This is a genomic window from Bacillus sp. FSL L8-0152 (assembly GCF_038006365.1).
Classification (GTDB): domain Bacteria; phylum Bacillota; class Bacilli; order Bacillales; family Bacillaceae_G; genus Bacillus_A; species Bacillus_A cereus.
Genome location: NZ_JBBOVB010000001.1, coordinates 5,354,585 through 5,370,618 on the forward strand (window position 1 = coordinate 5,354,585; position 16,034 = coordinate 5,370,618).

Genomic DNA, 16,034 nt, shown 5'->3' on the forward strand with positions numbered 1-16,034 from the left:
TTTTCTCGAAATTGATTATTTTTATATAAAAATAAAAAAATCAATTCTCTTGATGAGAACTGATTTTTTCACTTTATTATTCTTGTGAAGAAGAATCGTTAGATGATTCTGTAGAACCGTTTGTTGATTTTTCTTCTTTCTTCGGTTCTTCTTTTTTGTCACTAGTTGAACCGCTTGTTGATTTCTCTTCTTTTTGAGACTTGTCTTCTGTTTTATTTTCTGGTTTCGTGCTCGTTGACTTCTCTTCTTTTTGAGATTTGTCATCAGCTTTTTTACCAGAAGCATTCGTAGCCTTTGCAGCACCTGCATCAGCTTTAATTTCTGTTACTGATTTATTTAAGTAACGTTCAGGGTTCACAGCCACATTGTCTTTACGTACTTCAAAGTGAACGTGAGAGCCTGCCTCTTTATTCATTGCACTTAGACCGGATGTTCCTAATACTTCACCTTGTGCAACTCTTGCACCTTTTTCTACTTTCACACTGCCTAAGCTTTGATAAGATACCGCTACACCATTTCCACTATCAACTGTTACAACATAACCAAGAAGTGAATCTTTTTCAGCTTTCGTTACTGTACCACTTAAAGCAGCGGCAACATTGAATTCTTTTCCATTCTTCGCAGCAATGTCAATTCCTTTGTTTGGGGAATATGTGTTGTTATAAAAGACAAGTGCTTTTTCTTGTTCCGCCTCAGTTGCTGCATCTTCATAGAATTTCTTTTGTACGACTACTTCCGCATTCGCGGCAGCTGGCATTTTCACTACTTCTGAAGATTTCGTTACTGGTACTGCTGGATCTTCCGATTGTGTATACGGTGTTGCTTGATCGTGGTTTGGAGTCTTCTTCGGATTAGCTCCTTGGAACCATAGCGCAACCATTAAGATTACCGCTGCACAAGCAATGTATAGTGCCGGAAACACCCATCTTTTTTGAAATAAATGTACTACCTTTTGCGACTTTTTATTATTTCTTCCTCGCATTCCATCATCACCTCAGCAATCATTTTGAACAATATTCACGTATCCTATACAACGTATAACTAATTACTTTTCGACAAAATTTGTAAAAATATGTATAAGAACTGTAAAATTTCCGAGGAAATGATAGAAAAAAGAAAAAACTGAGCGTTTCGGCTCAGTTTTTAGTCCATTTGTTTCTTCTTATATACGATTAAACACGCAATAAGCGCAATAATAAGCCACACTCCAACATTTAATACATGCCCACTAATACTACTAAACCCAGCTCCATCTACTAAGCTTTTGATTGCTTTTACAATATGAGATGTTGGAAGATACTCAATTAGTGTCTTAATTACTTTATTTTCAACCATCGGCTCAAATTGTACAGCTAAATACATCGTCATTAAAATAGGCATACCAATTAAAGATGTTTGTGGTACAGAAGATGCAAGTAATCCAATCATTGTTCCAAGCACGATAAACAAAATAGTTCCACATAAGAATACCAATCCTACCAATGGAAGATTAATATTTAACTGATCTAAAATGAATAAATTTGCAATACAAATGACCATCGTCAGACCCGATGTTAATAAACTCTTTCCAAGAAGAACTTCAACAGAAGATGCTGGGGATAACATCAACACACGCAGTGTATGTTTTTCTTTTTCTTCTGCAATTACCATAGATTGAACAAAGCCTGCGACAAATAGGAAGGCCGTTATAGTAGTAATGCCTAACATTTCCTTTCCCACTCCAAATCTGCTAAACAAAAATGAAAGTATAATTGGTAAAAATGCCATTAACAACACTTGTGAATTTGTCTTAAAATCTTGTACTTCTTTTCTAAAAATAGCTGATACACGTCTCATTGAAAAAGTCATTATAATCCCCTCCCAGTAACTTCAATAAAGATATCACCTAGCGTTGGTTCGTGTGAATGAATGGATAGTAATTCTCCTTTGTTCATCCATTCTGAAATACGTTTTGCACCTAATTCATCTTTTTGCACTACTGCTTTTTGTTTATCTTTTAATACGACCTGTATTTGATCCTTAGCGTATTGTAAGCGTAGGTTCTCTGGCGTATCCAGCGCTACAATTTCTCCGCCACAAAGGAAGGCAATACGGTTACAAAGCGTTTCTGCTTCATCCATGTTGTGAGTCGTTAAGAAAATCGTCGTTCCTTCTTCATTTAAGTCTTTTAAGATTTTATGAATGTTTTGTACGTTTACTGGATCGAGTGCAGATGTTGGTTCGTCTAAGAAGAGGATATCTGGTTTATGAAGGATTGCTCTTGCCAGTGTGACGCGTTGCTTCATTCCCTTTGATAGTTTCTTTACTGGTGTTTTTTTATCATCTAATAAATTTACTTGTGCTAGTACTTCATTGATTCGTTCTTTTTTACAATCGTATAAGTCACAAAATAATAGTAAGTTATCATAAATACTAAGTCTTTCATATAAGCCGCTGTTATCTGTTAAAATACCAATTCGTTTGTAATCGATGCTACTTGGTCCTGTAATATCTTTCCCTAATACTCTTACCGTTCCAACACTATGAAGCAATTGAGAAGTTAAAATTTTTACTGTTGTCGTCTTACCAGATCCACTCGGTCCGAGGAATCCAAATATCTCTCCTTGCTTCACCTCAATATTTACATTTCGAAGTGCCGTTTTTCCACTGAAACTTTTCATTACATCTTTCATTTCAATTGCCAATGTCATTTCTTCATCCCCTTTTTTTTCTTCTTTATAGATGAAAGTCGCTTTAGCGCTTTTCGTTCGTTTGTTTCGCTTTTCTTGACTCAATCATATGAAAAACAAAGGGTTTACGCAGTAAAATACCGGTAAAAGGAGTATTTTTACCGGTGAATGAATCGCATGTTGAGCTTATTGGAGCACTTTTTATAGCCCAATCACGCCTTTTAATTCATCCATTCGTCCTTTTGAAAGTGGAATTGAACTTTTTCTTTCGTCGTCTAAAATTAAGCTAAAACTGTTACGAGTCCAAGTAATCACTTCTCGTACTCTTTGTAAATTTACAAGGTACGAGCGATGACATCTAAAGAAACCAAAACCTGTTAATCTCGCTTCTAGTTCACTTAATGTTAATGCACATACAAAATCGCCTTCACGAACGTGAATATGTGTCACTCCGTTTTGTGTTTCAATGAAATGAATTTCCATCGGATCAAGTAAAATGATTTTATCGTTCACTTTCGCAGGTATTCTTTCTAACTTCATTTGCGGAATTATTTGAACGACCTTCTCTTCATCGACTTTTTCTGCTTCCTCTTGTTCAATTTCTACTTTTTTCACACCATCATTGTTTAGTATATATACATCTTCCGTTAACGAAAGGGCATCCGATAGGAAAGATGACGTAATAAAAATCGCCTTTCCTTGTTCTTTCATTTTCATGATTGCTTTTCGAATAATAACCGTACTCTCTATATCTACATTTTGCTCTGGCTCTTCCAAAATAACTAAATCCGGATTATGAATCATCACTCGCCCGATATGAAGACGGCGTTTCTCTGAAAATGATAATTTTTCTATTTTAACGTTTAGTTTATCTAGGAGACCAACAGACTGCACAACTTCTTCTATACTTATCTTTGATTCATAAAGCCCTAATAAAAATTTGAAGTATTCTTTCACCTTCAAACGATCATATGCCTCATCTTTCAAAAAACAAAAACCGATGCGGGAATAATTTTTCTTTCCAATTGCTTCCCCTTCAAACAGTACATTGCCAGTCGACGCCTCTTCTTCACCAATAATGATGCGGTGTAACACTTTAGCTGTATGATTATTGCATTGCAAAACAATACATTGTCCCTTCTCCACCTCTAGCTCAATTGCCGGTAACTGGTTCGCCTTCCCTAATTGTTTCAACTCTAGTAACGCCATTTCATTTCCCCCAAATGCCTTTTTATCCTATTATATCAAACAGTTAATGGAAAATTATGATATTTTAAACAGAAAAAAATAGGTGCCAGAGTTCTGACACCTATTTCTTCACCATCAATTTTCCTTCATAATCATTCATCGTCTTTATTTCAACGCCTTTATAGTAATGAGCGACGATATCTGTATATTTCTTTCCTTCCGCTGCCATGCCGTTCGCCCCGTATTGACTCATACCAACGCCGTGACCGAAGCCTTTCGTCGTAACGGTGATTTTATCTCCTTGTTGTTTCCACGTGAAATCAGAAGAACGTAAATCTAACTTTTCACGAACTTCTTTTCCTGTTAATGTTTTTCCTTGAAAAGCTACATCCTTTACACGCTTTCCTTCCGTAAGGTCTTTAATGTTTCCAACCTTCCCGTCTGCTAGCACTTTCACACCGAGACGTTTTTGAAAATCAGCTACTGTAAATGTTTGCTCGCTCGTAAACTTTGGTGAGGCTTGATCCCACGGACTATCTACACTTTTCAAGTACGGATAATCATTTCCCCAATAGTCAGCTGCATTTTCTGTTCGACCATTACTCGTTGAAAAGAAGGATGCTGAAATTGGTTTTCCATCATACGTTAAAACTTGTCCTGCTGTTTTCGAAACAGCTTCTTCGATTTTCTTCAAATTATTTTCGTAGTTATTGCCCCATTGCTTCTTCAATTCATCTTTGCTTTTGTACACTTGATCTTTCACCGTATCTGTCACGTCTGCATTATTTTTCTTTCCTCCACTTAGCATACGTTGTACTACAAATGTTCTTGCTGCTAATGCCTGTGCCTTTAGTGCCTCTATTTCAAAACTGGCATTCATCTCAGAAGCTACTACACCGGTCACATACTCCTCCATAGGTAATGATTCTACCTTCTTTTGTTTCTCACGATATACAGCAACTTGAACCGCTGTATCTACTTTTCCTGGAGCTGGTATACTTTCTATCGCTGGAGGAGTTTTAGAGGCCGTTTCTTCCCCTACTTTTGCTTTCGCAAATGGGATAACAAGAGCTGCAGGTACAATGATAACGAGCGCTATTAAGAGCGCTACTGTAATAAAAAGTGACTTTGAAAATTTCATCCTATTTTTCCCCCAATATAAAAGCTTTACTCCATTCATTCTTATGGAACAACTCTTTCTTTTAGAACACACTTAAGGGGAAGAGCATAAAACGGAAATTTTCTAAATATTTTTACTGGTACGTGCATAAGTATAGAATTTATTGACTATAACAATAATAACCCAAAAAAAATAGCCCCTATGTCAAAAGACATAGAGACTATTTCAATTAAGCGTGAAGATCAGAAACTTCTTGTTCTTTCACTTCTTCTACTTTTTCGTTTACACGTTCAATAGTTGCACCTAATGCAGCTAATTTCTTATGGAAATCTACATAACCACGGTCAAGATGTTTTAACTCAGTTACACGAGTATAACCTTCTGATACTAAACCAGCTAAGATTAATGCAGCTGCAGCACGTAAATCAGTTGCGCCTACTTCAGCACCTTGTAAGCTGTTTGGACCGTTCATAATAACAGAACGACCTTCAATTTTAATATCAGCATTCATACGACGGAATTCTTCAACGTGCATAAAGCGGTTTTCGAATACCGTTTCTGTAATCATGCTTGTTCCATCAGCTTGTAGTAATAATGCCATCATTTGTGATTGCATGTCTGTTGGGAAACCTGGGTGAGGCATAGTTTTAATATCAACCGCTTTTAACTTATCTGGGCCGATAACACGTACACCTTCGTTTTCCTCAATAATTTTAACACCCATTTCTTCCATTTTCGCTGTAATTGAGCGTAAATGTTCAGGTACAGCATTTTCAATTAAGATGTCTCCACCAGTAATTGCTGCTGCAACCATGAATGTTCCCGCTTCAATACGGTCAGGAATAATAGAGTGGTTTGCACCATATAATTTATCAACGCCTTCGATACGAATCGTTCCAGTTCCAGCTCCGCGTACTTTCGCTCCCATCGCATTTAAGAAGTTAGCTAAGTCAACGATTTCTGGTTCTTTCGCTGCGTTTTCAAGAATTGTTGTCCCTTTTGCTAATGTAGCTGCAGACATAATGTTTTCTGTCGCGCCTACGCTTGGGAAGTCTAAGTAGATTTTAGCTCCTTTTAGTTCTCCCTCAACATATGCCTCAACAAAACCGTTACCAACCTGTACTTTTGCTCCCATTGCTTCGAAGCCTTTTAAATGTTGGTCAATTGGACGTGAACCGATTGCACATCCACCAGGAAGTGCAATACGAGCACGACCGTTACGTGCTAATAATGGTCCCATTACTTGAACAGATGCACGCATTTTACGTACATATTCAAATGGTGCTTCAATGTTTAGTTCTTTAGAAGAATCGATTGTTACTTGATTATTTTCAAATACGACTTCAGCATTTAAATGACGTAATACCTCATTAATTGTGTATACATCAGACAAAACTGGTACTTCAGATAGTACATTCTTTCCATCACTCGCTAATAGGGCTGCAGCGATTATAGGTAATACAGCATTTTTTGCGCCCTCAACACGCACTGTGCCGTTTAACCGCTTTCCGCCACGGACGATGATCTTTTCCAAATTATTCCCCTCCGTGTCCTTTTTTCAGTATCTATTCACTCAATACTCAGAAGTTATGATCGGTGTGCCAACCACAATTGTATCTTTGTTGTCTGTAGAACGTATTGCTATTTGCACATTTATTTTCTCTCTATTTGTTGAAAGAGCGTCATCCCACTTTTTATTGTATGCGGAGACTGACACAAATGCTCTTTCTTCTACTTGTTCGATCGCTCTTGCTGAAAGATCTTTCAAAACCTGATTGGTTTTATTTTGCAAAACACCTTCAATCTTATCATTCAGTACACCTTGAACACAAGTGTAAATTATAGGTTTTTCACTAAAAATTTTATTTACTTTTTGAACATACTTCGGGTCCCATTTCGCCCCACTTACTTCAAAGATAATGAAAGTGTTTTCTTTAGTATTTTCTTTACTCCAAGTTACTACTACTCGTTCTTCATGAGAAGCAAACTTTTTATAGGATGTAGCTTTATATCCATCTGGAGATTGCTCTACTTCCCACTTTTGAATATTTGCCTTGTCCTTCACATCGTTTAACAACTTTTGAAACGTATGTATATTAGAAATTGTTTTTGTTTCTCTAGCTAACCATGACCATTTTTCTACTTTAGCATCATTTTTCTCTAAAGCCTTAATCATGCTCTCCATTTTCTGTTCATCGCTTATCGGTTTCATCTCTCTATATCCAACCAAAAATAAAACAACACTAAGTGCAACAATAAGAATGGCTTTAAGCTTCAATTTCATCCCCTCCTATCCCCATTGTTAACGGAGATTTGAGGTTCTATACACTTACTTTACTAAATACGTTAAACTCTTCGAATAGCCTAAATAATCAAGGAAAAAGTTACTTACAGATGTCCCAATTGCAATTGTAATTAAGATGAGTAATACTCGCGTCTGCAACACTTTTCCGGACTTCATTAAACGCTCAATGTGAATGCCTTGCAAAGCCCACCACGTAATGGTAATAAACAATAAATGCGAAACAATGGCAATCAGTGCTTGTTGCCCTAAAAGTTGTGCCAAAAAATCGACCCCTTTTTACTCAGCTACTACTTATGAAAGAATATAAAAACGATACCATAATAAGTAGGAGCCACACTTTTTCAAATGCACATAGACATCTTACATTTTACATCGTGATTTTCTTTCAAAAAACGTATATCTACATTACAAGTTAACACAAAATAAAAAGCGCAGAGTACTGACTCCACACCTTTTATTTTCACTATTGTACCACGTTCCCTAAGAAGAAGAAATCTTTCATTAATGGAAAATATTCATAAAAGAAATTGTACCCAATCATCGGCATAATCCCTAGTATTACAATCGAAATTGCACAAAGACTCATAACAACCTTTATATTTAACGGTAACCGTATCCTCTCTTCTGTCTCTCCGGTGCGGAAAAACATTTGTTGTAAAATACGGAAATAATATACGAATGAAACAACTGTCGTACCCATCATAATCGAAGCTAGTACGTAATGTGCTGGCTCTACATGAAGCGCGCCTAAAAAGATGTTAATCTTTCCAATGAAGCCAGCCGTCCCTGGTATCCCGGCCAGCGATAAAATAAAGATTGTCATCATGATCGCTGCAAATGGTGATTTCTTATATAATCCGGTGAAAATTGTTATATTTTCCTTATCGTTTTGTAAGATTAAGCCGTGGATAATGGCAAACGCGCCTATATTCATAAGCATGTATGCCAACATATAAAACCACATGCTATCCAGCGTAAATGGTGATAATGCCACAAGTGGAACGAGCAAATACCCAGCATGCGCAATACCTGAATAAGCAAATAAGCGTTTTATATTGTATTGTTTTAACGCGACTACATTCCCAACAATCATCGTAATACTTGCTAGCACCGCAATATATATACTCATATGCCCATATAAAGATTGCATATCTCCTTGTATTAATACACTTGCAAAAACCATAAGGAACAAACGAATAATGAGTAGGAACCCCGCAATTTTAGAAATCGTTCCAAGAAAAGCGGTAACAGGTGTAGTCGCTCCTTCATACACATCAGGTGCCCACATATGAAACGGCACTGTGGCAATTTTAAACGAGAGACCGACTAGCAATAAAAGAAATGCGAGAGCTAGCAATAACTGAATACCACTAGCGAGCTCCCCAGTGAGTACCTTTTGCATATCTACAATGTTAGTTGAACCTGTAATACCGTATAAATAACTCATTCCGAAGAGCGTGATCGCCGTTCCAATTCCTCCGCTAATGACATATTTCATTGCCGCTTCATTTGATGCACGGCTCTTTTTTCGTATTCCTACTAAAATATAAGAAGAAAGTGAAAGTAACTCTAAACCAACGAAAAGGGTGATAAAGTCAACACTAGAAGCCATGAACATCGCACCAAGAAGTGCCATTAAAAATAAGTAATAATATTCGCCCTTATCTTCAATCGGATTCTTCTCATCATCGCTCATTGCGATGCATAAAATGAGAGTTGAGGCGCCTAATAACAACGTTTTAAACCCTTTTGAAAATCCATCTAACACAAACGATCCGTTTAAAATATCTCCAGCTGGTTCGCTATATAGCGTAATTAATGACACAAGTGCTAATACGATGGCAGCGATCGCACCAAGAGCTACATATCTATGATTCAGCTTAAAAAACAAATCACATATGGAAAGAAGGATGGCGGCGCCGAGAATAATAAATTCTGGCACCATTAGATGCCACGATAAGCTAAGTAACGTATTCATATCCATCCTACTTCACCCCCAATGTTTTCAATGTATTTTGAAGCGGATCCCCTAGTATCTCTGGCATAACTCCAATTGCAATAATACAAAAGATAAGTAGTAAGACAGGGACATACTCCCATCCATGTATATCAGATTTTGCTTCCCACTCTTTCTTTCCAAATGTCACTTGAAGTGTCGCTCTTAATACGTATACAGCGGTTAAAATGATGCCAATCACACCGACTGCAGCAATGACGGGCTCTCCTTGAAATAAACCGAGAAAGGCAAGAAATTCGCTAACAAACCCAGACATCCCTGGTAATCCAAGCGATGCCATTCCTCCTGCTAAGAAGAAGCCGCTAAGTACTGGGACACTTTTTGCGAGTCCACCAAGCGCTGTAATGTCTGATGTTCCGAAACGTTGTTCTATAACACCGAGTAAGAAAAACAGCAAGGCTGCAATTAAACCGTGCGATACAACCTGGAATAACGCCCCTTGTGTACCCGGTGCATTAAGTGCCGCGAGCCCCATTAAAACAATTCCCATATGCGAAATACTAGAGTAAGCCAGTACTTTCCTAAAGTCCGTTTGGATGAGCGCTAAAAAGGCACCGTACAATAAATTAATTACACCTAATATCGCAATTAGCGTTGCAACATCGTGAAAATATTCCGGGAATAGCCCTTTTCCAAAGCGAATAATACCGTACGCTCCAATCTTTAACAAAACACCAGCATGAAGCATAACTACAGCTGGATGCGCTTCTATGTGCACACTGACCATCCAGCGGTGCAACGGAAAAACAGGTAGTTTAATTGCAAAGGCAATCATTATGGAAATAAATACACCAAGTTGCAAGCTACTTGGGATGACGAGTTCTCCTTCTGCACTTACACTTCTTAATATCTCTTTCAGCTCCACAATATTTGTTGTACCTGTTTTCGCGAACAAAATTGAGAAAACAATGAGCAAAATAGCTGAGCCAATACCGTTATATATCAAATAACTATACGCAGCCTTTTCGCTCGATAATTTCCCCCACTTCCCAATCAATAAGAACATTGGTGGCAACGTAATTTCAAAGAAGATAAAAAACAACATTAGATTTTGAGCAGCAAAGACGCCGAGCATCCCTATTTCTAGCATGAGTAACAGCATATAAAATGCTTTTAAATTTCTTTTAATAGAAAAGGCTGCAATTGCTGCAAGCATCGCTAGAAGGGCCGTCAGCACCATCATAACAAGCGACAAACCATCAATACCGAGCTCGTAATAAATAGAAAACCACCTTTTATCCACCGCTGTAAAATCTCCGAACTTAATCCATTTCACCTTTTCATCAAATAGTGACAAACTCTTTCCAGAAGCATATGTACAAGCGAGGACGATAGCGATTCCAAATGGAAGTGCCGTCCCAAATAAGCCAAGCGCCCGCACTGTACGCAATTCCTTTTTCGGTGTTAATACAAGCAATAAAATTCCTAAAAGCGGGGAAAAAATGAAGAACGTTAACAACAAATCATTCATCGTAAATCCCCTCCTGTATAGAGCAAAATAATGACGAGTACAGCGAGCGAAACAGCCGTTACAGTACCGTACACTTGTACATTCCCGTTTTGAAGTTTCGATCCAAGATTACTTGTGCCTTTAACTACGCTTCCAATTAAAACTGCAATTCCCTCGACTACATACACTTCAAATAAGCGAAGCACATGAGCGATTCCTTTTGTAATAGGGATCACCGTCATGTTGTATAGTTCATCCGCATAATATTTTTCTTTCAAAAGATTATAAAGCGAGGTTTCCGTACCCCCAGCCCAATCTCTAGAAATTGATTTCTTGCCATATATAAAATATGCAAGAGCGATTCCCGCAAATGAAACGAGCGTCGCAACAATCATAATCCAAACTGGCCCATGCGCTTCTTCAACCTTGAACCCTACATCTTTCGTCAACCAATCTCCGAGAAACGTACCGAACCATGGTGTATTTATATATCCTGCCACTACTGCGAGAACGCCGAGAACAATCATTGGATACGTCATAACGCGGGGCGACTCATGCACATCTTCCTTCGTCTTCGTTTCTCCGGTAAAGACAAGAAAGTATAAGCGGAACATATAAAACGCTGTCAAAAACGCCGCAATTACTGCTAAAGTAAATAAAACGTAATTGCCATTCATCCAAGTCGCCGCTAAAATTTCATCTTTGCTGAAAAAACCGGAAAGGAGCGGAACACCGCTAATGGCAAGGGTACCTATTAGAAATAACGTACCAGTTACTTTCATCTTCTTCTGTAAACCGCCCATTTTATTAATGTTTTGCGTATGCACTGCATGAATTACACTTCCTGCTGCCAAAAATAGTAGTGCTTTAAAAAAAGCATGTGTCGTTAAATGGAAGACACCGGCTACATAACCTGCAGAACCTAACGCAAGCATCATATATCCAAGCTGGCTAACTGTAGAATAAGCAAGTACTCTCTTTATATCTGTTTGCACGAGACCGATAGAGGCCGCAAAGATTGCAGTGAAAGCTCCAACGATTGCCACGGTCTGCATCGCCACTGTACTTGCTGAAAATAGAGGGAACATCGTCGCTACTAAATATACGCCTGCTGCAACCATCGTCGCGGCGTGAATAAGTGCCGAAACAGGCGTTGGCCCCTCCATTGCATCTGGCAACCACGTATGAAGCGGGAACTGACCAGATTTCCCCATCGCCCCGATAAAAATTAATATCGCTGTTATCGTAATCATGTAAGGAGGTAAATCCCCTGTATAAATCGCCCTAAATATTGCGTCATATTCAAAACTACCTGCGTACCAAAAAATTAAAATCATCCCGATAAATAAACCAACATCCCCAATACGGGTCATAATAAAAGCCTTTTTTGCAGCAGCCTTCGCTTCTTCTTTAAAGAAATAAAAACCGATAAGTAAAAATGAGCCAAGGCCAACTAATTCCCAAAATATATAAAGCTGTAATAAATTCGTTGATATAACAAGCCCTAACATCGCAAATGTAAAGAGTCCTAAATATGCGTAAAAGGTTGGTAATCGTTCATCACCTTTCATATAACCTTTCGAATACACATGTACAAGCAGACTCACAAGCGTAACGATAAATAACATTAAAGCTCCTAATGCAGTCACCTCAAAGCCGAATGATATATCCACATCTCCAGCTCTAAGCCACACCCACTTATGCTTCACGCTTGCTTCTGAAAACCTTTCTATTAACACAAGTACCGCAAGTATAAAGGAGAGAAAGACGAAAAAAATACTAAGTACGCTGCTTCCTTCTCTAATTTTCTTCCCGAATATAATAAGTAACAAAAACGAAACGAGTGGGAAAAGCGGTATGAGCCATGCATAATCGATCATTGTTTCCTTCCCCCTTTTTCGGTCACAATGCTATCCTTTGAGCGTATCCATTTCATCTACCTGAACTGTCGTACGATTACGATACAAAGCAATTAAAATAGCGAGTCCTACCGCCGCTTCTGCTGCCGCTACAGCCATCGTAAACAGTGAGAAAATTTGACCTGTTAAATTCGGAAATAGGCCTAATTTACTAAACGCCACTAAGTTTAAATTGGCAGCATTCAGCATTAATTCGATACAAACTAATACGATTACTGTATTCCGCTTTGTTAAAGCTCCAAATAGACCAATGCAAAACAAAATAATCGCAAGTGTTAAATATGCAGAAGCCGGAACGCTACTCATTGGAATCCTCCTCTTTCTCGTCCTTTTTCGCAAGTATAATCGCGCCAACGAGTGCTACAAGTAAAATAACTGAAGTTAGTTCAAATGGAATAATATATTTTGAATAGAGAAGCGTACCGATTTGAAGTGTGTTGTTTTCATGGAGAGGTAAACTTCCTTGTGTGCTTTCATTTGCAAAATCAACATTATTAACAGCGAAATACATAACCGCTCCAAATGCTACAACTGCAAAGAAGATAATCCATTTTCGAAGAGTAAGACGCGATTCATTTTCCGCGTTATGTTTTGTTAACATAATGCCGAAAATCATAATAATTGTGATTGCACCAGAGTAAAGTAAAATTTGTGCAACGCCTATAAATTCAGCTGATAAAAGAAAATACAAACCTGCAATGCTGAGAAATGTCAGAACGAGAGCTAGCATCATGTGCATAACTTTCGTTAAGTTCAACATAAGAACACCGCCGATAATTGCAGACAAGGATAGTATAAAGAATGCTACAAACTCGCCATTCATGCCTTATTCTCCTTCCTGACGTTTTCGTCGTTTTCGTCAAGCCACTGCAAATTTTTAAATAAGTCATCACGTGAATATTCCGCGAGTTCAAAGTTATTTGTCATGACAATTGCCTCTGTCGGGCAAACTTCTGTACATAAATCACAAAGAATACAAATTTCAAAATTAATATCATACGTGTCGATAATTTTTCCTTTTTTCGTAGGATCTGGATGTTTCTTTCCTGTTAACTGAATACAGTCTGTCGGACAAATGTTAGAGCATTGATTACAAACAATACATTTCTCCGGATAAAATTTTTGAATCCCCCGAAAACGGTCTGGCAACGGCAACGGCTGATTTGGATAATCATACGTTACCTTCTTCTTGCTCAAATTACTTAATGTATATTTTAATCCTTTAAATAGTCCTTTCATCTCTTACTGGCACCCCCCTCATAGATTAGAAGAATAACTCCTTAATCAATGCCGTTAAGAAAATATTTGCAAGTGCAATCGGCAATAATACTTTCCATCCAAACTCCATTAACTGGTCACCTCTTATACGTGGGAACGTGACGCGGAACCAAATTAATAGAAAGACTACACTGCTAAATTTCAAAGCAAACCATACGGCACCTGGGATAAATCCAAGAAACATGAATGGATTCCATCCTCCTAAAAAGAGCACTGTAATTAACGATGCCATCCCGAAGAAATATACGTACTCTGAAAGCATGAAAAACGCCCAGCGAAAACCTGAGTATTCCGTATGGTATCCAGAAACAAGTTCTGACTCCGCTTCTGGCAAATCAAATGGCGTCCTATTTAACTCTGCAACTGCTGCGATTAAGAAAACGACGAAGCCAATTGGCTGTACGAAAATGTACCAAACCTTCTCCTGCGCCGCTACAATCTCATTTAAATTCAGGCTACCAGCTAACAAAACGATACCAATTACACTCATTACGAGCGGAATCTCATAAGAAATCATTTGCGCCGCCGCACGCATCCCTCCTAAAAGGGAATATTTATTATTCGATGCCCATCCCCCAGTTACAACACCTATCGTCGTAATACCGGAAACAGCAATATAATAAAGTAGCCCGACTCCAATATCTGCAAATTGAAATTTATCAGTGAACGGGATAACTGCAAGCACCATAAATGCTGGTGCAAATGCAATGACAGGCGCTAATATAAACAGCGGTTTATCTGCTGCTTTCGGAATACTATCTTCTTTCAATAATAGTTTTAAAACATCAGCTACCGTTTGCAGTAAACCGAATCGGCCTCCAACCTGGTTTGGTCCAATCCGCCCTTGCATAAACCCCATCACTTTCCGTTCTGCCAAAATTCCATATGTAACGAAGCCAAGGACTGCAAATAGTAGAAGCACCGCTAATCCGAAAAAAATGAAGAAATTTGTCCAGCTTGAAGGTGATTGTAAGAGCGTCTCAATCATTAGCCATCAACCTCCCCAAGTACAATATCAACTCCACCTAAAATCGTAATTAAATTAGCGATGTTTTCACCTTTTAATAACTTCGGTAAAATTTGCAAGTTATAAAAAGATGGTCTACGAAACTTCAAACGGTACGGCTCTTTCTTTCCATCACTTGCGATATAACAACCAATTTCTCCGCGCGGCGATTCTATACGTACGAACGCTTCTCCCTTAGGTGCCTTAATAATTTTCGGTACTTTTGCCAGCACAGCTCCATCTTTCGGGAACTGTTGAACCGCTTGCTCAACAATCTTTAAAGACTCCTCGATTTCTTGCATTCGGCAAACGTAGCGATCCCAAGCATCTCCCACGCTTCCAACAGGAATATCAAAATCAAAACGATCATAAATCGAATATGGCTCATCTTTGCGAAGATCCCAGTTTACTCCAGTGCAACGCAAATTTGCTCCGCTTAAAGAATACGAAATCGCTTCTTCCGCGCTATATATACCAACGCCTTTCACACGATTTAAGAAAATCTCATTACCGCTAACAAGATCATGATAACCTGCCAATTGCTCTCTCATATACGGAACAAACTCTTCTACCTTTTCAATCCAACCATCTGGCGCATCCCACTTCACACCACCAACTCTCATATAGTTAAAAGTAAGCCGTGCCCCGCATAATTCATTTAATAAATTTATAATCATCTCTCGTTCACGAAACGCGTACAGAAACGGGCTGACCGCTCCTATATCAAGAAGATTCGTCCCCCACCAAACGAGATGACTTGCAATTCTTCCTAGCTCCATCGCAAGTACTCGCAAATATTCGGCACGCTCTGGAATTTCAAGCCCCATCATCGTCTCTACAGCATGGCAAATGACGTAATTATTCGTCATGGCTGATAAATAGTCCATTCGATCTGTATAAGGAATAATTTGCGTATACTGTAAGCTCTCAGCAATCTTTTCCGTTCCGCGATGCAAATACCCAATAACCGGTGTAGCTTCTTTAATAATTTCCCCGTCAATCTTAATTACGAGCCTGAACACACCATGTGTACTCGGATGCTGAGGTCCTACATTCAAAAGCATCTCTTCCGTGCGGATCAT

At 38.5% G+C, this 16,034-nt stretch carries 16 protein-coding genes; all 16 read right to left on the bottom strand.

The features are described from left to right. Window positions 1-76 precede the first annotated feature (76 nt). Window positions 77-982, bottom strand: a complete 906-nt coding sequence (locus tag MHH27_RS27270; protein ID WP_001214922.1) for a M23 family metallopeptidase — start codon at window positions 980-982, stop codon at window positions 77-79. A gap of 161 nt (window positions 983-1,143) precedes the next feature. After that, window positions 1,144-1,848 carry an ABC transporter permease gene (locus MHH27_RS27275; protein ID WP_053563321.1) on the bottom strand — a complete coding sequence of 235 codons (705 nt, stop codon included), beginning with the start codon at window positions 1,846-1,848 and terminating at the stop codon, window positions 1,144-1,146. Beyond that, a complete protein-coding gene (locus MHH27_RS27280; RefSeq protein WP_098508416.1) occupies window positions 1,848-2,690 on the bottom strand; it encodes an ABC transporter ATP-binding protein in 843 nt (280 codons plus the stop codon). Before MHH27_RS27280 ends, MHH27_RS27275 begins: the two co-directional genes overlap by 1 nt. Window positions 2,691-2,870: 180 nt before the next feature. Continuing rightward, on the bottom strand, window positions 2,871-3,878 hold the full coding sequence (locus tag MHH27_RS27285; protein WP_053563319.1) for a LytTR family transcriptional regulator DNA-binding domain-containing protein: 1,008 nt from the start codon (window positions 3,876-3,878) through the stop codon (window positions 2,871-2,873). Window positions 3,879-3,978: 100 nt separating this feature from the next. Continuing rightward, window positions 3,979-4,998: a stage II sporulation protein D gene (gene spoIID / locus MHH27_RS27290; protein ID WP_340944695.1), complete on the bottom strand. Its 1,020-nt coding sequence runs from the start codon at window positions 4,996-4,998 to the stop codon at window positions 3,979-3,981. Window positions 4,999-5,206: 208 nt separating this feature from the next. Further along, window positions 5,207-6,511 (bottom strand): UDP-N-acetylglucosamine 1-carboxyvinyltransferase, encoded by a 1,305-nt coding sequence (murA, locus tag MHH27_RS27295; protein WP_000411275.1) that lies wholly within the window; start codon window positions 6,509-6,511, stop codon window positions 5,207-5,209. Between the two features lie 39 nt (window positions 6,512-6,550). Then, window positions 6,551-7,255, bottom strand: coding sequence for a YwmB family TATA-box binding protein (locus MHH27_RS27300; RefSeq protein WP_000767913.1), 705 nt, complete (start codon window positions 7,253-7,255; stop codon window positions 6,551-6,553). A 51-nt stretch (window positions 7,256-7,306) separates the two neighbouring features. Continuing rightward, window positions 7,307-7,543: a DUF1146 family protein gene (locus tag MHH27_RS27305; protein WP_000057889.1), complete on the bottom strand. Its 237-nt coding sequence runs from the start codon at window positions 7,541-7,543 to the stop codon at window positions 7,307-7,309. Between the two features lie 202 nt (window positions 7,544-7,745). Next, entirely contained in the window at window positions 7,746-9,260 is a 1,515-nt protein-coding gene (gene nuoN / locus MHH27_RS27310; RefSeq protein WP_340137504.1) for an NADH-quinone oxidoreductase subunit NuoN, read from the bottom strand. A gap of 7 nt (window positions 9,261-9,267) precedes the next feature. Next, on the bottom strand, window positions 9,268-10,770 hold the full coding sequence (locus MHH27_RS27315; protein ID WP_098235713.1) for an NADH-quinone oxidoreductase subunit M: 1,503 nt from the start codon (window positions 10,768-10,770) through the stop codon (window positions 9,268-9,270). Further along, window positions 10,767-12,629 carry an NADH-quinone oxidoreductase subunit L gene (gene nuoL / locus MHH27_RS27320; protein WP_097924472.1) on the bottom strand — a complete coding sequence of 621 codons (1,863 nt, stop codon included), beginning with the start codon at window positions 12,627-12,629 and terminating at the stop codon, window positions 10,767-10,769. Before nuoL ends, MHH27_RS27315 begins: the two co-directional genes overlap by 4 nt. A gap of 30 nt (window positions 12,630-12,659) precedes the next feature. After that, window positions 12,660-12,974, bottom strand: a complete 315-nt coding sequence (nuoK, locus tag MHH27_RS27325) for an NADH-quinone oxidoreductase subunit NuoK (protein ID WP_000100079.1) — start codon at window positions 12,972-12,974, stop codon at window positions 12,660-12,662. Next, on the bottom strand, window positions 12,967-13,491 hold the full coding sequence (locus tag MHH27_RS27330; protein WP_001012812.1) for an NADH-quinone oxidoreductase subunit J: 525 nt from the start codon (window positions 13,489-13,491) through the stop codon (window positions 12,967-12,969). The genes nuoK and MHH27_RS27330 overlap by 8 nt, the downstream gene beginning before the upstream one ends. Continuing rightward, window positions 13,488-13,907 carry an NADH-quinone oxidoreductase subunit NuoI gene (gene nuoI / locus MHH27_RS27335; RefSeq protein WP_000677191.1) on the bottom strand — a complete coding sequence of 140 codons (420 nt, stop codon included), beginning with the start codon at window positions 13,905-13,907 and terminating at the stop codon, window positions 13,488-13,490. The genes MHH27_RS27330 and nuoI overlap by 4 nt, the downstream gene beginning before the upstream one ends. A 25-nt stretch (window positions 13,908-13,932) precedes the next feature. Next, window positions 13,933-14,934 (bottom strand): NADH-quinone oxidoreductase subunit NuoH, encoded by a 1,002-nt coding sequence (gene nuoH, locus MHH27_RS27340; RefSeq protein ID WP_098566700.1) that lies wholly within the window; start codon window positions 14,932-14,934, stop codon window positions 13,933-13,935. Beyond that, complete coding sequence (gene nuoD / locus MHH27_RS27345) at window positions 14,934-16,034, bottom strand: NADH-quinone oxidoreductase subunit NuoD (protein ID WP_000621434.1); 1,101 nt, start codon at window positions 16,032-16,034, stop codon at window positions 14,934-14,936. Before nuoD ends, nuoH begins: the two co-directional genes overlap by 1 nt.